Genomic DNA, 23116 nt, shown 5'->3' on the forward strand with positions numbered 1-23116 from the left:
TTTTTAAATTCTTTTTTATAGATTTCCCTGGTCAAAAAGAATTAACCATCCCGATTTGAAGCGAATTCAGGAAAACGCTGCAGATACTATCAGGATAAAAACAGCAGATATAGGCATTATAAAAACCAAACATGCGGTCCTAAAAAATGTGCCTTTTCTCAGTGTACTTGTCCGCTTCAAAATCCTCCTTGTCAGCATTTAATAAAGTACGGGAGGTGAGATAAATGGGTAAAGAATCGAAAGTGTATTACTGTGACCCTAAGTATGTTGTGACTGACACGTATACTGACAGGGAAGTGGTGTACGTCCATCCCATCAAACACATTAACAGAGAGCATATCCGTTATGTTCCCCGTCACGTTTATCAGGAAGAAACAATTCATGAGGTCATTGATCCGGGCGATCCTGGAAAATGTGAGTGTAAAAAACACAAAAAAAGACACAGATGGTAATTGGTTCGATTTCTTGCCTTATCTCAAGTTAAACACGCAAGCTAAGCAGACCTCCGTCTTTTTTGGCTCCTCTTCTTAAGAGGGGTCTTTTCTTGTGCCTTATACCCTTGTCATATACAAACAGACATGACATATGAGCAAAAGGATATCGAATATACAGCCCCATAGATTGGGAAGCAGGAAAAGAAGTGACCGGCAGGCACGAGGAGAAAGTAAAGATCGATCAAGCGATCTCAGACGCAGGTGAATTCGCAGATGACCGTCCGGGTGAATTTACTAAAGCATCCGCAAAGTTTAATCAATGCCGGCGGAAATTTTATAAAGGTAATGAATCGTAAATCATTAAATCTGCTGAAATAAGCGAATACAAAATGCACAGACAGTTCAGTCTGTGCATTTTGTATGGATATTTAAACTGGACCTATTCTCTTTACCATCCAAAATAAGTAAAATAAAGAGTGGGTTTTTCAAAACTCGATGGGAGGTTCGCTTATGTGGATAATCATTTTGCTGCTTATTATTTTAATCGGTTTTACCGGGAATATTGTCTCGCTTTTGAGAGCGCAAAGACGTGCATCTCAAAGAATGATTGAGCTTTTAGAAGAGAAAAGCCGAAAATAACCTTTTAGTGCTGTTTCATCCGTAATAGTAATAATAATTTCGGCAGATTTCCTGAAAAATGATTTGATGCCCTGTCTCGTTCGGATGAAGACCTTCTGACATGCACATTTTACGGAAAGCGGGATTATACGGGGCAATGAGATCTGTATCAAACAGGTCAGCATACGGTACAGAGAGGAGTGTGCAGGCTTCTTTTTGGGCTTTTACATAGTCCGCCAGCTTCAGGCCCAGTTTATTTTTATCAGTATCACGGCGGACGATTTTTCCGTTTGACATTTTCGCCTGTCTTGTCGGTGTCACCACAATGATGCTGCAGTCTTTATTTCTGCTTCGGAGCTGCTGAATGACCTGGCAGAAGCCTCCGTAAAATGTGGTGATATCCTTTTCATCTGTGCCGATGGGAATATGGCCGCACCAATCATCATCTGTTCCCTGCACAATAATGACATCATGGCCCGACGTTTTAAGCGATTGCTGATAAATGTTATCGGTTCCGTTGTTGCTCATATTGACGCCGCTGACAGACAGATTGGTAATTGCAGCGTTTGTCCGGTCTTTCAGAATGTCACCAAAGCCGTATTTCGCACGCAGCCCCCGGGCGACGCTGTCACCTAAGATCGCGATTTTCGAAGCCTTCCGCAGCCTGCTTATGCTGATGAAGTCCACGCTGATATGCCCGCTGTCTGTGATATGTAACTGCTTGCTGCTGATGGTCTGCGAATAGACCGTTTTTCCTTCAGAGTCTTTATAAAAATCCTCATTCAGCTTCATTCGGCGTCATCCCTTCCTTTTTTATCTTTCGGCATCATGTTCAGACAAAAAAACGGACACCGAACAAACAGCGTCATGTTGTCAGTTCAGTGTCCGCAGATGATGATACTGGAATTTTACCAGTTCTTTCTATTGCCATTATAGCAGATCCCGGTTCTATACGCATTCATTACACATCGTAGTTTCTATAGTCAGCATTTAAAACAGCGCTTACGGAAAGAGCGGTGCTTATGATGGGACCGTCTTGTGCGATGCGAACGACGTGTACGGCGCGTCCGTCTTCTGCTGCGTGAACGATGTGAACGGTGTGAACGGTGTGTCCGTCTTCTGCTGCGCGGACAATGTGTCCGGCGTGTCCGTCTTCTGCTGCGTGAACGATGTGAACGGTGCGTCCGTCTTCTGCTGCGCGGACAATGTGTCCGGCGCGTCCGTCTTCTGCTGCGTGAACGGCGCGAACATTTTCCGGAAACCGGTTCTTGGTGTAAATACTCCCCTAAACCTTCTCTTTCAGCAACGGCAACTCCATGTTCAATTTCTTTAACAGAAATAGCGTTCAATTGTATTCACCTCCTTTTTTCTTTACAACATAACGTATGAAATGAACCTTTCACTTGTATAAGCTTCTCTCTCATATGGAGAGAAAAATAGTCATTTGCATAACAAAAAAGCCCCGTTTTACACGGGGCTCTCAGTTAAAGATCACGATTATCGCTGTCAGAAACCTGCCGGTGACAAAGGCAAGATCATTTATTTCTTCCTTTCGCTCTCCGGCTCGGGGTGAATCATCACCTGTGCTTGTTTAAATTCATCCGTAATATCCCTTTCAATGCGGTCACACAAGTCGTGCACGTCTTTAATCGTCACGTGAGATGCCACGACCATGTGAAAATCAATATACTCCTGCGGGCCTGACCGCCTTGTACGAAAATCGTGGATTTCAATAAATTCCTGATGAAATGTATCAATAATCTTTAAAATTGTTTTCTCTTCTTCTTCTGACAGACGGGTATCAATCAGCGGCGGAAATGCTTCTTTCATTAACTTAAACGCTTCATATATGATATATACCGCAAGCACCATACCTATAATGGGATCAAGTATATACCACTCCGTTAATGTAACGACCAAAAGGCTTGCCGCTACGCCTAATGATGTGTATACGTCAGTCAGTAAGTGCAGGGCATTTGATTTCATTGCTACGGAATTAACCTTTTCAGCTTCTCTTTTTACTAATTTCGAGACGACCAAATTAATGAGAGCCCCTAAAAGCATCACAACAATTCCCAATACCGGCAGATGAACCGGCTCCGGATTCACCAATTTTTGAACGCATTCATATATCATCCAAATCCCTGCCGCAAAAATCAGAATCGTCTCAATGGTCCCGGACAGATTCTCGACCTTTCCATGTCCGTACGGATGCCCTGTATCAGCCGGCTTTTTTGATATTCTGACGGAAATAAAGGCGATGAAGGCGGCGATCAAATCTAAAAAAGAATGAATGGCTTCGGAAAGTATCGCGACAGACCCTGTTATAATACCCACCGCTATTTTGAGCATGACAACCAGAGAATTGCTTATAACTGATAAAAAAGCGATTTTAGAGGTGTTTTCCACCATGATCCTCCTCTTTTGACTTCTTATATTTATCGTATCAAACAGCATTCGTGTGGGTCTACGGCAACGTTTTTCACGAGAGCCATACAAGTAACTCGCTCTAAAATAAGTTGGAAAGCGACAAAACAGCTGTGCCTCTCATTCAGCACTCAAGTCCCATTGACAACATATAACCGCTTACATTATAGTAGTTTCATGAATAACCACTACGGAGGATGTTTATGGAGGATGTTCTGAAAGAATTACAGAAATTTGGATTTTCTCAATATGAATGCAAAGCATATATCGGCTTGTTAAAACACTCGCCTGTTACCGGATACGAAGTCAGTAAAAGGTCAGGCGTCCCCCGCTCAATGATCTATGAAGTATTGGGAAAATTAGTTGATAAAGGCGCTGTCCATATTGTGCCGTCTGATCCGGTTACATATGCCCCGCTTGCCGGAAAGGAATTAATTGACCGGCTGCGGCACGATTTCGAGAGCTCCTTCGGCTATCTTGAGGAGAAATTATTGGCGCTTGAAAGCGAGCAGGAGATGAATGTCATCCGCCGCATCAGCACAAATGATCATGTCATCAATGAATTGAAGGATATGATTGAAAAAGCCGAGGAAGAGTTGTGGCTGTCTGTCTGGGAACAGCAGATTCCCTTTATTCAAGAAGCCGCTAACAAACGCGCCGCCGAAAAATTGCCCGTCTTTTCGATTGTGTTCGGTCCTCCGGAAGTGAAGCTCGGAAATACGACACATCACAATATGTCGCCTGAAGTGGCGGAAAAACGCATGGGCGGGAGATTAACGATAGCGGCACGCGATAATAAAGAAGTCTTAATCGCCAATTTTTCTCCACAGACGAATGCCTGGGCCATTAAATCAGAAGATCCCGCTCTCGTTCTCGTCGCCATGGAATATATGAGGCACGACCTTATGTTCGCGGAGCTTGTAAAAGAAGTAGGGGCTGAGAAAGTTGAAGGCCTGATGAAACAAAACCATTCGTTATTTCATGTCGTCACCGGAAATCGGTTCATATAAATGTGAACCGTATTTTCTTTGATTTTTTCATTAGTCGTTATCATTATAATCTCTAAGGAAGGAGTATAAAAAATGATTAACACAGAAGTGCAAAAAACCGCCGTTTCCCGGGAAATGAACGATACGTTTTTACAGGGGGTCCGGGATTGTGTGCCTACCTTGCTTGGCTATATGAGTATCGGTTTTGCTTTCGGCATTGTCGGCGTGGCCTCACATCTCAGTATTCTTGAAATTTGTTTGTTATCCGTGTTTGTCTATGCCGGCGCCGCCCAATTTATTATTTGCTCGCTCCTTGTTTCCGGGAGTCCGATTTCCGCCATTATTTTAACGACGTTTATCGTCAATCTGCGGCACCTTCTGCTCAGTCTGACCATCGCACCTTATTTCACGAAATACTCTTTGGTGAAAAATATCGGCTTCGGCGCTTTGCTTACCGACGAATCTTTCGGGGTAGCGGTAAACAAGGCGGCTCAGAACGGCAGGCTTTACGATAAGTGGATGAACGGCCTGAATGTAACAGCTTATGTGTGCTGGGTTATTTCTTGTATGATGGGCGGGCTTCTCGGACAATGGATATCTGATCCTTACGCCCTCGGCCTGGACTTTGCTTTGCCCGCTATGTTTGCGGCGCTGCTGGTGCTGCAATTGCAGACGTCCGCGTCGGAAAAACTGAAGCACAATCTTTCCTTAATCGTCTATATGATTATTTTTATGGTCTTGTTATCGTATATCGTGCCGTCACACATCGCGGTCATCGTCTCAACCGTGATTGTGGCAACCATCGGGGTGGTGACGGACAAATGAGCATCAGTACGCAAATGATCTGGATTATACTCGGCTGCATGATTGTTACACTTGTGCCGCGCATTGTTCCGTTTATATTTGTCCGGAACATTCAGATGCCTGAATTGGCTTTAAAATGGCTCTCCTTTATTCCGCTTTGCATTTTGACCGCCCTGGTAACGGAGAGCATGATCGTGAAAACAAACAGCGCTTTGACCTTTGATTGGAAATCAATGATCGTTCTCATCCCGACATTGCTTTGCGCGATGTGGACAAAAAGCTTATCAATTACGGTCATCACGGGAGTCGTGCTGATGGCCGCCGTCAGGCTGATCTGGTGACAAACAAAAGCCTCCATTCCGCAGAATGAAGGCTTTTTACTTTATGATGGCGGATTTTCTTCTTCCGCCTCAGGTTCTTCGGCTTTGACTTCGGCGTTCATGCTTTGCTGCTGTTCCCAATGATCCCGCTGCAATCTTTCCTTCGCGATGGTGAACATGAAATTCACGGCGCAGCGCCCCTTCCCTGTTTTGCCTTATACTATGTACTGTACTCATTTCCCGGTGCAGTATTCACAAAACATAAAAAAGCAGCCTGCCGCATAAAGCGGCCGGGCTGCTTTTTATTTTCAGTACGTGATCAGGAAGTATTTTTTCTTTCCGCGGCGCAGTACGGTAAATTGATCTTCGATGCGGTCTTCTGCTGTCAGAAGATGGCTGATGTCCGTCTGGCGCTCGCCGTTAATGTAGACGGCCCCGTTTTGAATGTCTTCACGGGCCTGCCGTTTTGAAGGCGACAATTTAGATTCCACAAGCACGTCTACTAAAGACAGTTCTTCAGAGCGGTCTTTTTCAAACGAAGGCACGTCTTTAAACCCTACCTTGACGTCTTGAGCGGAAAGCTCTTTAATATTGCCGCTGAACAGCGCCTGGGAGATATGAACGGCCTGCTCAAGCGCTTCGCGGCCGTGTACAAGAACAGTCACTTCTTCAGCGAGACGTTTCTGTGCTTCCCTTTTCTCAGGAGCCGTCTCCGTTTTTTCAGCATAAGCTTCAATTTCCTCTTTTGATAAGAAAGTAAAGTATTTTAAATATTTGACAACGTCGCGGTCATCTGTATTGATCCAGAATTGGTAGAATTCATACGGCGATGTTTTTTCTTTATCAAGCCAAATCGCGCCGCCTTCCGTTTTGCCGAATTTCGTGCCGTCCGCTTTTGTAACGAGCGGAATGGTAAGACCGAACGCTTTCGCCCCTTCTTCCGATTTTCTGATCAGTTCAAGACCGGCCGTGATGTTGCCCCACTGGTCACTGCCGCCGATTTGGAGTTTGCAGTTCTTTTCTCTGTACAGATTCAGGAAATCATAGGATTGCAGGATCATGTAGCTGAATTCCGTGTAAGAAATCCCTGTTTCAATTCTTGAGCTTACGGTATCTTTCGCTAGCATGTAGTTGATTCCGAAGTTTTTTCCGACGTCGCGAAGAAATTCAATGATGCTCATTTTTCCGATCCAGTCAAAGTTGTTCGCTATGACAGCGGGGTTTTCTCCGGCTTCGAAATCTAAAAATCGGGAAAGCTGATTTTTAATTTTTTGCGACCATTCCACAACGATATCCTGAGTGTTTAACGTACGTTCCGCTTTTTTGCCGCTCGGATCGCCGATCAGTCCCGTTGCGCCGCCTACAAGCGCAATCGGATGGTGGCCTGCAAGCTGGAAACGGCGCAATGTCAATATCGGCAGAAGGTGTCCGATGTGCAGGCTGTCAGCCGTCGGGTCAAACCCTGAGTATAAACGGATTTTTTCTTCGTTCAGCTGTTTATTCAGTCCTTCTTCATCCGTCATTTGCTGGATTAAGCCGCGGAATGATAAATCTTCTAATAAATTAGTCATTTTGTCTTCTCCTTTGTTTATAGAAATAAAAAACGCCCCTTCGTTTAAAACGAAGGGACGATATAATCGCGGTACCACCCTACTAATAAAAGCCTAAAAAAGCTCTTATCACTCTTCCTGATAACGGACCGTGTCCGTTCTTTCACTACTGAAAGCCTTCCTTTGAAGTACTTTGTTCGCAAAAGCGGTTCATGAGTGTATTCGGCATATCTTATGTGCTGATTTTCACCGGCCATCAGCTCTCTGGAACAATCAGATATCCTACTTGTCTCAATCAAAACCTTTTCGTATGAAGCTTACTCATTTTTAACATAAACTAGATGCAATGTCAACGCCGGCTTTAATCTTCCATTGTGGACAGGTCGCCTGCCGGCAGGTTCAGCTCCCACGCCTTCAGCACACGTCGCATGATTTTTCCGCTCCGTGTTTTCGGCAGTTTATCTTTAAACTCAATTTCACGCGGTGCGGCATGCGCGGCAAGCCCCTGTTTTACAAAGAGACGAATGTCCTCTTTCAGCTGATCGGATGGTTCATGTCCTTCTCTGAGGGCGATAAACGCTTTAATGATTTCTCCCCTGACAGGATCCGGCTTTCCGATGACACCTGCTTCGGCAATCGCCGGATGTTCAACAAGTTTGCTTTCGACTTCAAACGGGCCGACACGCTCACCGGATGTCATAATAACATCATCGACTCTCCCTTGGAACCAGAAATAACCGTCTTCATCCATATAAGCTGAATCTCCGGAAACATACCAGCCGCCCGGCATGAAATAAGAATCATATTTTTCTTTGTTATTCCAAATGGAATCCATCATGGACGGCCAGCCCTTTTTAATAGCCAGGTTCCCCATCCGGTACGGCGGAAGTTCATTCCCTTGATTGTCAACGATCGCCGCTTCCACTCCCGGAATCGGTTTGCCCATTGAACCCGGCTTGATCTCCATGCAAGGATAATTGCAGATAAGCTGTCCGCCGGTTTCCGTCATCCACCACGTATCGTGGATGCGCTTGCCGAATACTTTATGCCCCCACTTGATGACCTCAGGGTTCAAAGGCTCTCCGACACTCAGGACGTGACGAAGTGAAGTAAGGTCAAATTTGGACGCCATTTCATCTCCGGCGCCCATAAGCATTCTGAAAGCGGTCGGAGCGCTGTACCAGACGCTGACACCGAGCTTTTCAATTGTGCCGTACCAGTTTTCCGGACTGAATCTGCCGCCGACGATCACGTTCGCCGCCCCGTTCAGCCATGGCGCAAAAATCCCGTACACCGTCCCGGTCACCCAGCCTGGGTCCGCAGTGCACCAGTAAATATCGTCTTCTTTAAGATCAAGCACCCACTTGCCGGTCTGGTATTGCTGAATCATGGCTTCATGAACGTGAAGCACACCCTTAGGCGTTCCGGTAGATCCTGATGTGTAATGAAGCAGGTAGCCGTCTCTTCTGTCCATCCATTCAATGTCAAGTCTCGTGCTTTCTCCTTCAGCCGCTTTATCGTAATGGATGATTTTATCTCCCGTTTCTTCGCTGCCGCCGACAATGAAAATATGCTGCAGGTCGGGGAGACTCTCTGCCGGAATCCGTTCGGCCAGTTCAGGTGTTGTCACGACAACCTTTGCCTGGCTGTTCAGCAGACGGTCTTTGACGGCGCCTTCCATAAACGCTTCAAATAAAGGGCCGGCAATCGCACCGATTTTAATAGCGCCGAGCATGATAAAATACAGCTCCGGCGAACGCGGCATGAAAATAAAAACGCGGTCTCCTTTTTCCACGTTTCCATACCGTCTCAGCACATTTCCCGCCCGGTTCGATTCCTCCATCATTTCTTTAAATGTGTATTTTTCTTCCCTGTTTGCGTCCTTATAATACAGCGCTACTTTGTTTCTGCGAAATGACTCGGCATGGCGGTCAATCGCTTCATATGCGGCATTCAGCTTACCGGTCTGATGCCAGGAAAACTCCGCCTCTACTTCTTTCCAATCGAAGCTGCGGTATGTTTCCTCATAATTTTGCAGATGATAATTCCCCTTTTCTGCTGGCAACGCTTTCAAATTCATGCAACATCCCCCTTTGCTGATCTATAGACTAATTATAGTAGAAGTTCACAGTTTTCTCAATTTTTAAAATATAAATTACTGTACTATTGAAAACGCTTTATAATTTGTTATGCTTAAAGGAGATGTGTTTTTATTAAGAACCGACAGGCGGTGAATCAGTGAAACATCATAAAACGTACCATTCTACATCTATTCAGACAGCAGCCGGCCCTCTTTTAGTAGAAGGGCCCGTTCCTCCAGAGGACTTAGCACAGTATGAGTTTCATGAAGGCCTGACTGCCTTTCGCCTTCCTCATGAACAGCACAAAGCGTTAATCGAAATAGCCGGGCTTCCCGAAGGGCGGATCATTATCGCCAGGGACGGACAGACGATTATCGGCTATGTGACGTATTTATATCCCGATCCGCTTGAACGGTGGTCTGACGGAAATATGGAAGACCTCCTTGAACTCGGGGCGATCGAGGTCGCTCCCGGCTACAGGGGCTGTTCTGTCGGAAAAACTTTGCTGACAGTCAGCATGATGGATGAACAGATGGAACATTACATCATCATGACGACGGAATATTACTGGCATTGGGATTTAAAAGGAATGAAAAAAGACGTGTGGGAATACAGAAGGATTATGGAAAAGATGATGAATGCCGGGGGTCTTGTCTGGTTTGCAACGGATGAACCGGAAATCAGCTCTCATCCGGCCAATTGTCTGATGGCCCGCATCGGCAGGCACGTCAGTCAGGAGTCAATCGAACAGTTCGACAGGCTTCGTTTTTATCAGCGATTTATGTATTGACTGACCTACAAAGGGGATAAAAAAATGATTGCAGAACAAATCATGAAACGGGATGTCATCACCGTCACAAAAAACGACTCCATTGAAACAGCCGTACGCAAAATGAAGGCATATCATATCCGTCATCTCCCTGTCACCGACGAAGACCTGCACGTCGCCGGTATCGTCACAGACAGGGACATTAAACAGGCCGGCCCGGGCAGCTTTGAACAAGAAGACCGCGGCGCGTTTCTGACAAACAAAGTGGAAACCATTATGAAACGGAATGTCATCTGCGCCCATCCGCTTGATTTCGTGGAAGAAATATCCGCTTCTTTTTATGAGCATGGCATCGGCTGTCTGCCGATCACAGTAAACAATAAGCTGACAGGCATTTTAACCAAAACCGATGTACTTCGGACTTTCGTCAGCCTGACAGGCGCAGCTCAGCCGGGATCACAGGTGGAAATCCTGGTGACGGATATGACCCAAAGCCTTGCTGATCTCAGCTGCATGTGCCGTGATCTTCAGCTCCAAATCCTGAGTGTGCTCGTCTATCCCCATGATTCAGCCGGGTCGAATATACTCGTCTTCCGGGTGAAGACGATGAATCCGCTCCCTTTCATCCGTGCCGTTCATGAAGCCGGATACAATGTCTTGTGGCCGAAACATTTGAGGGATCAGTCATGAGAGACAGCGTTTTTGTTTACTCGCCTTCTTATCAGACGTATCAATTTCATCAGGAACATCCGTTCAATCAGCAGCGCGTGCTTTTGACATACGATCTGCTACAGGCGGCGGACGCGTTTGAAGAGGGAGATATCGTCGCTCCCCGCACGGCCTCTAAAGAAGAGCTGGCTCTCGTTCATACGGAGGATTACATACAGGCTGTGGAACTTGCCGGTGGGGGCCGGCTCCCTGCCAAAGAAGGAGAAAGCTACGGGCTCGGAACGGAAGACACCCCCGTTTTTGCCGGCATGCATGAAGCTGCATCGCTGCTTGTGGGCGGCACCTTAACAGCGGCCGATTATGTCATGACGGGACAAGCAAGGCATGCCTGCAATTTAGGAGGCGGCCTTCATCACGGCTTCCGCGGCAGGGCATCGGGCTTTTGTATCTATAATGACAGCGCCGTAGCCATCCAATACATTCAGAAAAACTACGGAGCAAAGGTGTTATACATTGATACTGACGCTCATCATGGCGATGGCGTTCAATTTACATTTTACGACAGGTCTGATGTCTGCACTGTGTCTTTTCATGAAACCGGACGTTATTTATTTCCCGGGACGGGACAGGTACTGGAAAAAGGAAGCGGCCAAGGCTACGGCTATTCTTTTAACATCCCGCTGGACGCCTTCACAGAGGATGATTCCTTTCTCCACGCTTACAAAACGGCCGCCTCGGAAATCGCGTCTTTTTTTAAGCCGGATGTGATTCTGACTCAGAACGGAGCGGACGCCCATTATTACGATCCATTGACACACCTGTCCAACACCATCTTCATTTATCAAGAGATCCCGCGGCTCGCTCACTCTTTAGCCCATCAATATTGCGGCGGCAGATGGATCGCGGTCGGCGGCGGCGGTTACGATATTTGGAGAGTCGTCCCGAGAGCATGGAGCCGCATATGGCTTGAGATGAAAGGGATTGACCCTGGGGAGCGCATACCGCAGAAGTGGATTCAAAAATGGCAGAAACACTCTCCCTACACCTTGCCCGCTTTTTGGAGTGATCCTGACCAATTATATCCTCCGATTCCCCGAAAAGAAGAAATCTCAGAAAAAAATGCCCAAACCGTGGAAAAAGCGCTTTTTGCCATCCGGTCTGAGCAGCGGTATAAAACAAAATAAAAAACGACCTTACGAGGAGGTCGTTTTTTTTATGACAATTTCTACACGGCGGTTTTCTTTCATATGTCCGGTGCTTTTGTTGTCCTTCACAGGTTTCGTATCCGCGTAACCGACAGAAATAAACCGTTTGGCGGAAAAGTCTTCTTTTGCGGTAAAATAACGGATTACACTCGCCGCTCTTGCAGATGAAAGCTCCCAGTTCGACGGAAATTGGTAGGTGGAAATCCGGCGGCTGTCCGTATGGCCTTCAACCTGTATGGCATTCGGAAGTGTTTTCAAAAGCACAGCGATCTGATGCAGGACTGGCTCAGCGTTTTTCAGCACATCCGCTTTTCCAGTCTGAAACAGAACGGCCTCCTGCAGCACAAGGACCACTCCGCGCTCATCGCGCTTCGCTGTCATTTTGGAACTTAAATGGTGTGTTTTTATGTATGTCTTCACGTTCTGCAACAGCAAATCCTGTTCATTATTTTCGTTTGCTTTGCTTGATGACGCCGGTTCACCCCCGCTGCCGTTTGTATGAATCGAAGTAACGGCTGATTGAAATTTTTCCGCGTCGATTTGCGACATCGAAAAAAGCAATATAAAGAACACGAGAATAAGCGTGATCAAGTCGGCAAACGTCACCATCCATCTTGGTGAACCGCCTGTATTTCCCTGTTTGTTCCTGCGTTCAAAACGCTCTTTTCTAAGCTTCATGGACAGCGCCCTTTTTCTTGTTCGCAGGCTGTCCTTTACGCCAGTCTTCTCTTGAGCTGAAAACGACGAGCTGACTTTCGAGATTGCGGGGATTTTTTCCCGATTGGATGCCGACAACCCCTTCGATGATAACCTGTTTGATGAAAATTTCACTTTCGGTTTTTTCTTCAAGCTTTGCCGCGATAGGGATAAACACCAAATTGGCAAGCAGCGCCCCGTACAGCGTCGTCAATAGCGCAATAGCCATATTCGGCCCGAGTGTATGCGGGTCATTTAAGTTTTTAAGCATGAGCACGAGTCCGACAAGCGTCCCGATCATTCCCCAGGCGGGCGCAAAATCGCCGGCTTTTTCAAAAACACGTCTTCCCTTTCTGTGCCTTTCTTCCATAGCGGCGATCTCAGAATCCATCACCAGCCGGATCGTTTCCTCGTCCCAGCCGTCTATCGCAAGCAATAACCCCTTTTTTAAAAACGGATCTTTGATCTCACGCGCCTGATCCTCCAGAGACAGCAGCCCCTGCCTGCGCGCCTGCTCCGCAAGGCTGACGAATACTCTGACAAGCTCCTTCACATTATCATCCTGACGGGAGAATACCTGTTTTAAAACAGATGGGGTTTTCTTTAAATCCCGAGGCGGAAAACTGATAAACACTGCCGCAGCAAGGCCGCCTGTTACGATTAAAAAAGAAGTCAGATCTAAAAATGAGCTGATTCCCGCCAGTCCCGTTCCTGACAGAATTCCGATTGCGACAATAATACAGCCTAACATAAATCCAACGGGTGTCAGATAATCAAAACGTTTCATATCTTCTCCTTATCAAGTAAAAAAGCAAGATTCCACTCAGGCAGAGTGAAGCTTGCTTTTCCGTTTTTCTTATGACTTGGTTGATTGTCTTAATTCGATGCGGTGAGGCAATTCAACGATATGCTCTTCAACCGGCTCTTTGTTCATCAGTTTTGTCAAAAGTCTCATCGCCACGGCGCCGATATCGTACGTAGGCTGCACGACTGTTGAAAGCTGAGGGCGGACCATCAGGCTCAATCTCGTATTGTCAAAACCGATAATGTCAAGATCGTCAGGAATCGACATACCCTGATCCTGGGCCGCATGAATAATGCCGAGCGCCATTTCATCCGTCGCAGAAAGGATCGCCGTCGGTTTCCGGTCAAGGCTCATCAAGCTTTGAAGCGCCTCCATACCGGAATCATAGGTGTAATCGCCTTCCGCTACGAACTGCTCGTTAAACGCAATGCCCGCTTCTTCAAGCGCCCGTTTGTACCCTTGCAGTTTTTTCGAGCGGTTGATCGGCTCTGCCATCGGTCCGGAGACAAATGCGATATCGCGATTCCCTTTATCAATGAAAAGCTTGACGGCATCATAAATCGCCTGTTCATAATCAATGGCGACAGAAGGCGTCTCGCCCTGTTCTTCAACTGACGCGGCCAATACGATCGGCACGGGAGAGCGCTTAAATTCTTCGACATGCTCGTCCGTAATGTTGCCGCCCATAAATACGATACCGTCTACTTGTTTACCGAGCATCGTATTTAACAGGTGCAGTTCCTTCTCGAGATTTTGGTCTGAATTGCTTAAAATAATATTATATTTGTACATCGTCGCGATATCTTCAATTCCCCGCGCAAGTTCCGCGTAAAAAATGCTTGAGATATCAGGGATGATGACGCCGACCGTAGTCGTTTTTTTGCTTGCCAGTCCTCTTGCCACCGCGTTCGGGCGGTAGCCAAGCCGGTCAATGGCTTCCAATACTTTTTTTCTGGTCGTCGGTTTTACATTCGGGTTGCCGTTTACGACGCGGGAAACAGTCGCCATGCTGACATTTGCTTCTCTGGCCACATCGTATATCGTAATGTTGCTCACTGAAACCACTCCTTTTACTGGATACACTTATCCTTATCTATAGCATAAACACTTTATGTAAAGAAATGTCGTACGTTTTCGCATTCTGTCGTTTATGGTTGTAAGCGTAAGTCAGTAGTGTACATTATTTTTCATTATTCATCAAATTTAAATACTTCTCATGAAATTATACACGTTTTTCCCAGTGATGAAAACGTTCACTTTCATTTTATAATTAAATAAAATGAAGAAACGAAAAAAGGCCGCACACGGCGGCCTTAAAGAGCGGAACACTGTATTATGCTTTTACTTTCATCATCGGCTTTAATTCGTTCAGCCATTTCTCGAATTGAGGAATATCCATCTGCTGCGCAGAGTCTGAAAGGGCAACGGAAGGATCAGGGTGAACTTCAGCCATAACGCCGTCAGCGCCGATCGCAAGCGCCGCTTTTGCTGTCGGAAGCAGGAGATCGCGGCGGCCTGTTGAATGTGTTACGTCAACAAACACCGGCAAGTGAGTTTCCTGTTTCAAAATCGGCACGGCAGAAATGTCGAGTGTATTTCTCGTTGCTGTTTCGTACGTTCTGATTCCGCGCTCACAAAGAATGATTTGGTCGTTTCCTTGTGACATGATGTATTCAGCTGCGTTGATGAATTCTGAAATCGTTGCGGCAAGACCGCGTTTTAACAATACCGGCTTTTTAACGGAACCGGCGGCTTTCAGCAATTCAAAGTTTTGCATGTTCCGTGCGCCGATCTGAATGACGTCAATGTAATCAATCGCTTGCTCAATGTGGGCAGGCGTTACGATTTCACTGATCACCGCGAGGTCATATTCATCAGCGACGCGTTTGAGGATTTGCAGGCCTTCTACGCCGAGACCTTGGAAATCATACGGGCTTGTGCGGGGTTTGAACGCGCCTCCGCGCAGGATTTTAATGCCTTGTTTTTTCGCTGCGGCTGCTACTTCCGCAACCTGCTCATAGCTTTCTACGGCACAAGGTCCGACGATGAATCTCTGATCGCCGTCACCGACTTTTTCGCCTTTAATGTCAACGATTGTATCTTCTGCTTTTTTCTTCCGGGAGACGAGCAACGCTTTGCTGTGATCCTCTTCTTGAAGCTCGAGGCCGGCTTTGAAAATTTCTTTGAAAATATGCTGGATTGTTGAGTTTTCAAATGGGCCGTCATTGCTCTCAATAATGCGGTTAAGCATTGTACGCTCTCTGACAGGGTCAAATCGGTTGACACCCTGTGCTTCTTTTGCTTTACCGATTTCTTTTACAACGGCTCCGCGTTCATTGATTAATTTAAGGATTTCTAAGTTTAGTGCGTCTGCCTGCTGTCTTAGGTTCTCTAATTCCTTGTTGCTCATCTTTTTCATCCCTTCTATGCTATGTTTTATTTTAATAGTTAACATGCATCTTACTACAGTTATGCGAAAATAGGAATATGAAATAATAAATTTTTTCACATTCCGCTTTATCACAAAAACGCTTTTAAGCTTTTATGCGTTGAAGTAACGTATAATGTTATCCTACATGATATGTCTGAAATGATCAATAGTTTTTTTCAAAAAAAAAAAACCGCCGGTATTATCCGGCGGCAAGCAATTATGAAAGATGCTGTTCTATTGCGTTTTTTGTAATTTGCGAATGAGACGCGTGCCATTTCACTTCGCCGTTTGTAATGACGAATACTTGCGGGCTTTCATGTTTCACGCCGTAGGTCTCGGCGATATAGTTTGAAAGCGGCCGGCTGTCCTGCACCTGCAGATAATAAGAAGGCACTTCTGTATGCTCCGATGCAAAGGCGTCAAACTCCTGAAACGCCGCTTGGCTGATCGGGCAGGTTGTGCTGTGTTTCAAAAACACGAGCGTGTTTTCTTTCTCAGCGGCAGTTTTGAACTCTTCTTCTGACGATATCAGCTGCTTAGTCATGTCGGTTATCTCTCCTTATTGAAGATCAGCGATTTGCCTGACCGGCTGTTTCCGCGGCTTCTTCCGCTTCGTTCTTGATGCTTTGAGCCGTATCCTGCATTTCACTTCTCGTCTCTTCAGCTTTCTCAGTTAGTGTGCTCTTAGAACGGTCTTTTAAATCCTTTACTTTATTCATAATCTGGCCTGACTGATCAGCTACCAGCTGGGTGATGTTAGATGTTTTGTCCTTGGCGATGCTGACATATTGAGAGCCTTTTTCTTTCGCGTCGGCCGTCATTCTGTCCGTCTTATCCTTTAATGCGGAAGCCTGGCTGCCGAGATCGTCGCGCAGCTCCTTGCCTGATTTAGGCGCCAGAAACAAAGCTGTTGTCGCGCCGATAATTCCCCCGATCAGCGTTCCGATTAGAAAATCCTTACTATTGATTCCATCTTTGCTCATTATGATTCCTCCTTAGTGGATTTTTCTTATGATTAAAGCGATGTTTTTTTCTTTTGTTTCCACTTGTCCCATATTTCCATAGCCGCCTGGCTCCAGGTGACAACCTGACTGATCTTGTCTTGGTTCTCTCTTACAGAGGCCGAAACGGAACCGGCTGCCTGCTTTATGGATGTATTAAACTGCTGGACGGAAGTTCCCACTTCCTGCACAGCATGGACAACCGTATTTAATTTCTCTGATTTTTCCTGAATATCCTCCGCGAGACGGTTTGTCTTATGTAACAGCTCGGCGGTCTCTGTGGTGATGCCCTTCATCTGCCCCTCAAGGCCGTTTAAAGTAGATGCTACGTTTGTTAAGGTCATCTGCACAGACTTTAATGTTTTGGACAGATAAATGACGAGGATAAGAAATGCTACGGCAATGAGTGCGACGCTTAAGTAAAGAATGATAATCATCTAATACCTCCTTATTGCAGGATATAATGGTATATACCCAATTATTAAAATGATAAACATATATGAAAGGGGCTGTCTGTATACTATTTCTCCGTTTATCGGGAAATCCCTTTGCAGCACGCGCAAAAAAGCAGTGAGAGCCCCACTGCTTTTTTGTTACGCTATGACGTTTTCATAAGCCCTCATATATTTTTGAATGTCTCCGGCGCCCATAAAGATCAGCACTGCGTTTTCATGCGCTTTTAACACCGATGTGTCACTCTCTTCAATGAGCTCTGCGTTATCGATTTTTTCCTGTAAATCCGTGATGGTGAGCTTTCCGACGTTCTCGCGGGCTGAGCCGAAAATGTCGCACAGATATACGCGATCGGCAGCGCTCAAGCTTTCTGCGAATTCATCAAGGAAAGATTGCGTCCGTGTAAACGTATGCGGCTGGAATACCGCGATGATTTCACGTTCAGGATATTTTTGACGGGCCGCCTCAATCGTGACTTTAATTTCAGTCGGATGGTGGGCGTAGTCGTCTATCAGCACCTGGCTGCCGATCACTTTTTCATTGAATCTGCGTTTGACGCCGCCGAATGATTCAAGTCCGAGCTTAATCATGTTCACGTCTATCTCTTCATAGTGGCAGAGCGCAATGACCGCTAATGAATTGAGGACATTGTGATGGCCGTATGCCGGGATGTAGAACGTATCGTAAAACGTGTTGCGGACAAAGACGTCAAATGTCGTGCCTTCAGTATTTTTTACGATGTTTCTCGCTTGAAAATCGTTCTCTTCTCCCGTGCCGTAATAAACGACAGGCACATTGGCGTGAATTTTCGGCAGGTACTCGTCATCACCGCAGGCAATGATGCCTTTGTTGACTTGAAGCGCCATGTTTTGGAAAGCATCAAACACATCGTCAATGTTGGCGAAATAATCAGGGTGGTCAAAATCAATATTCGTCATGATCGCGTAATCAGGCTGATAGCTTAAGAAATGACGGCGGTACTCGCAGGCTTCAAATACAAAGTATTCGCTGCTTTCATTTCCTTTGCCCGTTCCGTCCCCGATAAGAAACGAAGTCGGCTTCGCTTGCTGCATCACGTGTGCTAAGAGGCCCGTTGTGGACGTCTTTCCGTGTGCGCCCGTTACCGCGACACTTGTATATTTTTTCATATATTCAGCTAAAAATTTATGATATCTGATAACAGGAATCCCCTCAGAAAGCGCCTTTGCGATTTCCGGATGAGAATCAGGGAATGCGTTTCCGGCGATTACCGTTAAGCCGGGTTTGATGTTATCGGCGCTGAACGGATAGATCGGGATATTTCTTTTTTCAAGGGCAGCCTGAGTAAAAATCTGCTTCTCGATATCCGATCCCTGCACCTGATACCCTGTATCATGCAGGATTTGAGCAAGCGGGCTCATACCTGTCCCTTTTATTCCAACAAAATGATAAACAGTCATAATCGTACCTCCAACAAACGTCTATCTGTTCCCCAGTATATGACGCTCATTTCATTTTGCGACCGCCGCGGGCAAAAAGCCCGCACAGCGGCGCTTCCATTTATTTTTACGTTATCGTCAGTATCTGTAACTTTCTTTTTGATTAAACCTGCCGCATGATATTTCAGCGCGTGACAGTGATGCAGTTTGATGGTCCATCCACTATCATACCATGTTTGTGAGAAAAATGAACGATATTCTTATTCTTGAGAAATGTCAGCGGCCGTAATCAGCACTTCGCGGGGTTTGCTGCCCTTCGCTTCTGAGATCATGCCTTCAGCCTCCATCATGTCAATCAGCCTCGCGGCGCGGTTATAGCCGATTCTGAACCTTCTTTGAAGGCTTGAGGTGCTGGCGCTGTTTTGTTCCACGACGAATTGACACGCCTCAGGAAACAGCTCGTCCTCTTCCTTGAGAGCGGTTCCCTGCCTGATCAGTTCTTCCTGTTCAAACAAATAAGAAGGCGGCAGCTGCTTTCTGACATGGGAGACGACTCGGTCAATCTCTCTGTCGGACACAAAGTTGCCCTGCAGGCGCACCGGTTTTCCGGTGCCGTTTTCCCAGTAGAGCATGTCGCCTTTTCCGAGAAGCTTTTCCGCTCCCGCCATGTCGATAATCGTTCTGGAATCTACCTGGCTTGAGACGGAGAATGCAATCCTCGTCGGTATATTCGCTTTGATCATTCCGGTAATGACATCGACAGACGGACGCTGTGTAGCGACAAGCAGATGAATACCGCAGGCTCTCGCTTTCTGCGCGATTCGGGCAATGCTTTCTTCCACATCGTTCGGCGCAACCATCATTAAATCAGCAAGCTCATCAATGACCACAACAAGGTATGGGAGCTTTTCGCCGGTCTCATGATCGGCCGTTAATTCATTAAAGCGGCCGATATCTCTTACACCCGAATGGGCAAACAGTTCATACCGCCGTTCCATCTCTTCCACAACCCATTTTAACGCGGCGGTCGCGGCTTTGGCGTCTGTGATGACGGGGCTGACCAAATGCGGAATTTGGTTATAAGGCGCAAGCTCCACCATTTTCGGATCAATCAGAAGCACTTTGACATCGCTCGGATCCGCCTTATAAAGCAGACTTACCAAAATGGTATTGATGCAGACGCTTTTTCCCGATCCCGTCGCACCCGCAATCAACCCGTGCGGCATCTTTTTCAGGTCAATGACAACCGGGTTTCCGGAAATATCGACACCGAGCGCGGCTGTAAGCGGAGACGGATTCTCCCTGAAAGCGGCGCTTCTGATCATCTGCCGTAAATCGACGACCTTGCTTACGCGGTTCGGAACTTCAATGCCGATCGTATTTTTACCGGGGATCGGCGCCTCAATCCGAATATCCTTGGCAGATAAACTCAGTTTTATATCATCTGCTAAATTTGTAATTTTGTTCACTTTCACTCCGGGCTCAGGATGCACTTCAAATCGTGTGACAGACGGGCCTTGTGTGACATGAACGACTTGGGCGCGCACATTAAAGTTTTTCAGCGTAACGTTTAAAAGCTCGCGCTGTCCTTCAATCCATGATTGGTCGTCCTGTCTTTGCGCCGGCGGCACGTCCAGAAGCGACAGATTAGGAAAGACATAGCTCGAACCGCCTTCTGACGTCTTCGCCTGCTTGTGTTTATCGCTTTTAAGCATCATGACGTTAAACGGCACATTACGCTCTCTCGGCCGCTCCGCTCTTCTCACAGGCTGAGCGGTGCGATCGGTTTTTTGTTCGGCAGGCCGGGCCGGGGCATCGGCCGTCTCAATGTTTACAGGCTCAGGCTCCGGTTCTGATTGCTGAGGGGCATCATTGTACTCAGGCTGAGGATCTGCTTCCTGTTTCACGTCAGCTTCAGGCAATTCAGGCCGGTCTTCAGACTGCGGCTGAACTTCTTCTTGTTCTTCTGAGTATGTATACCCCCGTTCTTCCGCGGTGTCAAAAGGCCGGGCTGTTTCCGGCTCAGGCTGCTGATACTCCTCCTGCTGCGGCGTTTGGTCTTCTGTGTGTTCAGCCCGCAGGGATGCTTCATACTCAGGTTCTTTTACAGATGGCTCTGTTTGTTCATGCTCTTGTTCTTCTGTATAGCCGGCAGGCACCGCGCTTTCCGTTTGCTGCGGGTCTTTAGACTGCGGCGGTTCGGATGCTCTGTACACCTGCTCTTCCGCATGTTCAGCCTCAGTGTGCAGCTGCTCTTGTCTGGCGGCCGGGTATTCTTCCGTTTCTTGTTTCGTTAACGGTTCCGGCTGGGTATTCGTCTGTTTTGTTAAACCGGATGCTGTGAATACGGGCTCTTTTTCCGTTTCCTGACCGGACTTTGGCGGAACAAACTGCTCCTCTGACAGCAATGTTACGCTCTCTTCACGCTGTTTTTGGGGATTAGGCGCTTTTTTAATGCTGTGCTGAGATTGAAAGCCGTAGACCGGTGAAGGAATGGATGACGGTTTAAAGGGCTTTTTCACCGTATCCGGCTCTTTATATGTATGCTCCTTCCGCTCCGTATGCTCCTTTGCGGCAGCATAACCCCGTGAAGGCTGGCGGCGGCGTTCGTGCCTTTCCTGCTGTCTTTGTTCCGTCCGCTTATAGCCGTCCGGAACGACGGGGAAGCGGAAATTCCCTTTCGGATATTCATAATATATTTTAGGATCTTCCATGCGCGTTAATTTGCCTTCTGGCTGATCCGGTATATGCTCTTTCGGGACTTGTGCATGCGTGTTCGGTTCAAGTTCATGCTCTTCTTCTTTTTCACCTAAAAATAAGTCAAAAAATTTATTCAGCCAACTCATGTTTAATCACTCTCTAACTCCCTTTTTAGTAGTCTGGGACGATATTTAGTATACCATTGCCGGGCGGCTCAGAAAAGATTAAGCTCCCAACAGAAGAAAGCCGTTAAGCAGACATGCTTAACGGCTTTCCCTCACATCATTCGATTCTGTGCGCTTATTTATGGGAGTTAGAATTGAAATGCTTCGCCGGCCTCGCGGCTGTCTTCAAGAACAAGTATGCCTTTTTCCTTCGGCGCATCCGGCAAAGCGAGTTCTTTCGCGGAGCAGATCATGCCGCTTGACGGAACGCCTCTTAGTTCAGCGTCTTTAATTACAAGCCCGCTCGGCATAACCGCGCCGACTTTAGCGACGACGACTTTCTGTCCTTTGTCCACGTTCGGCGCGCCGCAAACGATTTGAAGGGTTTCTTCTCCCACATTCACTTGGCAGATGTTCAGCTTATCCGCATTCGGATGTTTTTCTTTCGATTCTACGTGACCGACAACAAATTTCGGAGAAAGGTCAACCGTCAGTGTTTCTGAAACGCCGTTTCTGTTCAGTATTTCATTCACGTCCTGAACGAATGTCTCAGACAAAGCGACGGGGCCGTTGTCCTCAATCTGTAAATAAGAAGACACGTTAAAAATATTAAAGCCCGTCGTTTCTTTTGTTTCTTTGTTAAAGATTCTTGCGACATCGCCTTCTCTTTCATAGCCGATTTCTTCGCGTGCTGCATCTTTAAGAGAGATCAGAAGCGTATCTCCCACACCTTCTTTATTGTAAAAAGCGTTCATAAGAAAAATCCTTTCTAATCCTTTTTCGGCCGGCTTTTCGCCATGATAAACACAGGTTCCAGTCTGCCTTCATTGTACAGAAATGAAAGGGCCGTAATCGGCACCGTGCCGCTTGCAAAGAAGCTCATGGACATTTGCCCTAAAATATCATAACCCGATTCATTTCGAATGTCAGCAAGTATTAATACATCCTGATGCGGGACAGAAATCGCTAATTCGCCTTCAGCGGCCTGCTTGTATTCATGAAGAATTGAATCATTGAGAATCCGGCTGGCGTCATAGCCGTCATTCGCCCTGAAAAAATAAAAATAATTGCCCGCAACCGCATCCTGCTTGACGACGGAAGGGAGAGAGCGGAGGTTGAATGACGCCGTCTCCCTGATCCGTTCTTTTGTCCAGTTTTCTTTCTCAAGCATCCGGCTGTCAATTAAGCGGTACGTCTTGCCGAGGTCAAGCGCGTAGTAGATTCTGGTTTCGGCCGTATGGTCATCATACACGAGCGGAATGCCGTCGCTCGTTTGATCAGGAAATGATGTGGAGCGGATCACCGGATAGATTCCGGCTTCCTTTCCGGTCATCTCCTGGCCGCTGCCACCCATCGCCTCCATCGCTTCTGACACATAGTAGACAATCTCGTCGATCGCTTCTTCTTTTTTCGTCTCCCACTTGGCGATAATCGGCGGGAGCTCCAATGTGATGCCTTTTTTGGTCGTTTGATCCTCAACACGGAGGGTGTCTTTTTCTCTGTCAAAAAAGAAGGATCGGTTCTCGTGCTGCAGGCGCTGTTTTAATAGGTCCGACAGCTTCCTTGACGTCATTTTCAAAGC

General features: G+C 46.7%; 25 protein-coding genes, 2 pseudogenes and 1 other annotated feature. Of the genes and pseudogenes, 9 read left to right on the forward strand and 18 right to left on the reverse strand.

Features of this window, described 5'->3' with window-relative positions; all coding sequences use genetic code 11:
- The first annotated feature begins 224 nt into the window (after positions 1–224).
- From QRX25_RS13805 to QRX25_RS13815, 3 genes and pseudogenes are all read left to right on the forward strand, one after another.
- Complete coding sequence (locus tag QRX25_RS13805) at positions 225–452, forward strand: hypothetical protein (protein ID WP_065982081.1); 228 nt, start codon at positions 225–227, stop codon at positions 450–452.
- A gap of 164 nt (positions 453–616) precedes the next feature.
- Positions 617–688 (forward strand): annotated as a pseudogene (locus QRX25_RS13810) (protease); the annotation flags it as partial.
- A gap of 256 nt (positions 689–944) precedes the next feature.
- A complete protein-coding gene (locus QRX25_RS13815) occupies positions 945–1073 on the forward strand; it encodes a hypothetical protein (RefSeq protein ID WP_257784734.1) in 129 nt (42 codons plus the stop codon).
- 15 nt (positions 1074–1088) lie between these two features.
- On the opposite strand, the gene QRX25_RS13820 is transcribed toward QRX25_RS13815, so the two are convergent.
- The 4 genes and pseudogenes from QRX25_RS13820 to QRX25_RS13830 form a co-directional block, all read right to left on the reverse strand.
- Positions 1089–1844, reverse strand: coding sequence for an SGNH/GDSL hydrolase family protein (locus tag QRX25_RS13820; RefSeq protein ID WP_212098715.1), 756 nt, complete (start codon positions 1842–1844; stop codon positions 1089–1091).
- 228 nt (positions 1845–2072) lie between these two features.
- Entirely contained in the window at positions 2073–2303 is a 231-nt protein-coding gene (locus QRX25_RS13825) for a hypothetical protein (protein ID WP_065982083.1), read from the reverse strand.
- A 23-nt stretch (positions 2304–2326) separates the two neighbouring features.
- Positions 2327–2401 (reverse strand): annotated as a pseudogene (locus tag QRX25_RS19850) (hypothetical protein); the annotation flags it as partial.
- Positions 2402–2591: 190 nt separating this feature from the next.
- Positions 2592–3464, reverse strand: coding sequence for a cation diffusion facilitator family transporter (locus QRX25_RS13830; RefSeq protein ID WP_065982084.1), 873 nt, complete (start codon positions 3462–3464; stop codon positions 2592–2594).
- A 218-nt stretch (positions 3465–3682) separates the two neighbouring features.
- Between QRX25_RS13830 and QRX25_RS13835 the strand changes: the two genes are divergently transcribed.
- The 3 genes from QRX25_RS13835 (at position 3683) to QRX25_RS13845 (ending at position 5613) form a co-directional block, all read left to right on the forward strand.
- A complete protein-coding gene (locus QRX25_RS13835) occupies positions 3683–4489 on the forward strand; it encodes a TrmB family transcriptional regulator (RefSeq protein ID WP_045509852.1) in 807 nt (268 codons plus the stop codon).
- Positions 4490–4561: 72 nt separating this feature from the next.
- Positions 4562–5293 (forward strand): AzlC family ABC transporter permease, encoded by a 732-nt coding sequence (locus tag QRX25_RS13840; protein ID WP_212098718.1) that lies wholly within the window; start codon positions 4562–4564, stop codon positions 5291–5293.
- Positions 5290–5613 carry an AzlD domain-containing protein gene (locus QRX25_RS13845; protein ID WP_065522555.1) on the forward strand — a complete coding sequence of 108 codons (324 nt, stop codon included), beginning with the start codon at positions 5290–5292 and terminating at the stop codon, positions 5611–5613. Before QRX25_RS13840 ends, QRX25_RS13845 begins: the two co-directional genes overlap by 4 nt.
- Positions 5614–5654: 41 nt before the next feature.
- Here the strand turns inward: QRX25_RS13845 and sr7p are convergent, their stop codons facing one another.
- The 3 genes from sr7p to acsA form a co-directional block, all read right to left on the reverse strand.
- A complete protein-coding gene (sr7p, locus tag QRX25_RS13850) occupies positions 5655–5780 on the reverse strand; it encodes a small protein SR7P (protein WP_014470826.1) in 126 nt (41 codons plus the stop codon).
- Between the two features lie 120 nt (positions 5781–5900).
- Positions 5901–7163, reverse strand: a complete 1263-nt coding sequence (gene tyrS / locus QRX25_RS13855; protein WP_065982086.1) for a tyrosine--tRNA ligase — start codon at positions 7161–7163, stop codon at positions 5901–5903.
- A gap of 50 nt (positions 7164–7213) precedes the next feature.
- Positions 7214–7450: a binding site (T-box leader), on the reverse strand.
- 53 nt (positions 7451–7503) lie between these two features.
- Positions 7504–9222 (reverse strand): acetate--CoA ligase, encoded by a 1719-nt coding sequence (acsA, locus tag QRX25_RS13860; protein WP_212098721.1) that lies wholly within the window; start codon positions 9220–9222, stop codon positions 7504–7506.
- A 158-nt stretch (positions 9223–9380) separates the two neighbouring features.
- Here acsA and QRX25_RS13865 point away from each other — a divergent pair, with 158 nt between their 5' ends.
- From QRX25_RS13865 to QRX25_RS13875, 3 genes are read left to right on the forward strand one after another with little or no spacing between them, the layout of a single operon-like run.
- Positions 9381–10013, forward strand: coding sequence for a GNAT family N-acetyltransferase (locus QRX25_RS13865; RefSeq protein WP_212098724.1), 633 nt, complete (start codon positions 9381–9383; stop codon positions 10011–10013).
- Between the two features lie 24 nt (positions 10014–10037).
- On the forward strand, positions 10038–10682 hold the full coding sequence (locus tag QRX25_RS13870) for an acetoin utilization AcuB family protein (protein WP_045509841.1): 645 nt from the start codon (positions 10038–10040) through the stop codon (positions 10680–10682).
- Positions 10679–11845, forward strand: coding sequence for an acetoin utilization protein AcuC (locus QRX25_RS13875; RefSeq protein ID WP_212098727.1), 1167 nt, complete (start codon positions 10679–10681; stop codon positions 11843–11845). Before QRX25_RS13870 ends, QRX25_RS13875 begins: the two co-directional genes overlap by 4 nt.
- Positions 11846–11854: 9 nt before the next feature.
- Here the strand turns inward: QRX25_RS13875 and motS are convergent, their stop codons facing one another.
- From motS to QRX25_RS13930, 11 genes are all read right to left on the reverse strand, one after another.
- Positions 11855–12544 (reverse strand): flagellar motor protein MotS, encoded by a 690-nt coding sequence (motS, locus tag QRX25_RS13880; protein WP_065982088.1) that lies wholly within the window; start codon positions 12542–12544, stop codon positions 11855–11857.
- On the reverse strand, positions 12534–13349 hold the full coding sequence (gene motP, locus QRX25_RS13885; RefSeq protein ID WP_065522551.1) for a flagellar motor protein MotP: 816 nt from the start codon (positions 13347–13349) through the stop codon (positions 12534–12536). The genes motS and motP overlap by 11 nt, the downstream gene beginning before the upstream one ends.
- A 69-nt stretch (positions 13350–13418) precedes the next feature.
- Positions 13419–14423 carry a catabolite control protein A gene (gene ccpA / locus QRX25_RS13890; protein WP_212098729.1) on the reverse strand — a complete coding sequence of 335 codons (1005 nt, stop codon included), beginning with the start codon at positions 14421–14423 and terminating at the stop codon, positions 13419–13421.
- 277 nt (positions 14424–14700) lie between these two features.
- Positions 14701–15777, reverse strand: coding sequence for a bifunctional 3-deoxy-7-phosphoheptulonate synthase/chorismate mutase (locus QRX25_RS13895; protein ID WP_065982090.1), 1077 nt, complete (start codon positions 15775–15777; stop codon positions 14701–14703).
- A gap of 238 nt (positions 15778–16015) precedes the next feature.
- A complete protein-coding gene (gene ytxJ / locus QRX25_RS13900; RefSeq protein ID WP_212098732.1) occupies positions 16016–16342 on the reverse strand; it encodes a bacillithiol system redox-active protein YtxJ in 327 nt (108 codons plus the stop codon).
- 25 nt (positions 16343–16367) lie between these two features.
- Positions 16368–16781: a YtxH domain-containing protein gene (locus QRX25_RS13905; RefSeq protein ID WP_013353213.1), complete on the reverse strand. Its 414-nt coding sequence runs from the start codon at positions 16779–16781 to the stop codon at positions 16368–16370.
- A 32-nt stretch (positions 16782–16813) separates the two neighbouring features.
- A complete protein-coding gene (locus QRX25_RS13910) occupies positions 16814–17236 on the reverse strand; it encodes a DUF948 domain-containing protein (RefSeq protein ID WP_065982092.1) in 423 nt (140 codons plus the stop codon).
- Positions 17237–17392: 156 nt separating this feature from the next.
- On the reverse strand, positions 17393–18691 hold the full coding sequence (gene murC, locus QRX25_RS13915; protein WP_212098735.1) for a UDP-N-acetylmuramate--L-alanine ligase: 1299 nt from the start codon (positions 18689–18691) through the stop codon (positions 17393–17395).
- Between the two features lie 239 nt (positions 18692–18930).
- Positions 18931–21516, reverse strand: a complete 2586-nt coding sequence (locus QRX25_RS13920; RefSeq protein WP_115997762.1) for a DNA translocase FtsK — start codon at positions 21514–21516, stop codon at positions 18931–18933.
- A gap of 167 nt (positions 21517–21683) precedes the next feature.
- On the reverse strand, positions 21684–22289 hold the full coding sequence (ytpR, locus tag QRX25_RS13925) for a YtpR family tRNA-binding protein (protein WP_115997763.1): 606 nt from the start codon (positions 22287–22289) through the stop codon (positions 21684–21686).
- A 14-nt stretch (positions 22290–22303) separates the two neighbouring features.
- A complete protein-coding gene (locus tag QRX25_RS13930) occupies positions 22304–23113 on the reverse strand; it encodes a DUF1444 domain-containing protein (protein ID WP_081354737.1) in 810 nt (269 codons plus the stop codon).
- Between the last annotated feature and the right edge of the window lie 3 nt (positions 23114–23116).

The sequence above is a fragment of the Bacillus sp. L381 genome, assembly GCF_030284525.1.
GTDB classification, from domain to species: domain Bacteria; phylum Bacillota; class Bacilli; order Bacillales; family Bacillaceae; genus Bacillus; species Bacillus amyloliquefaciens.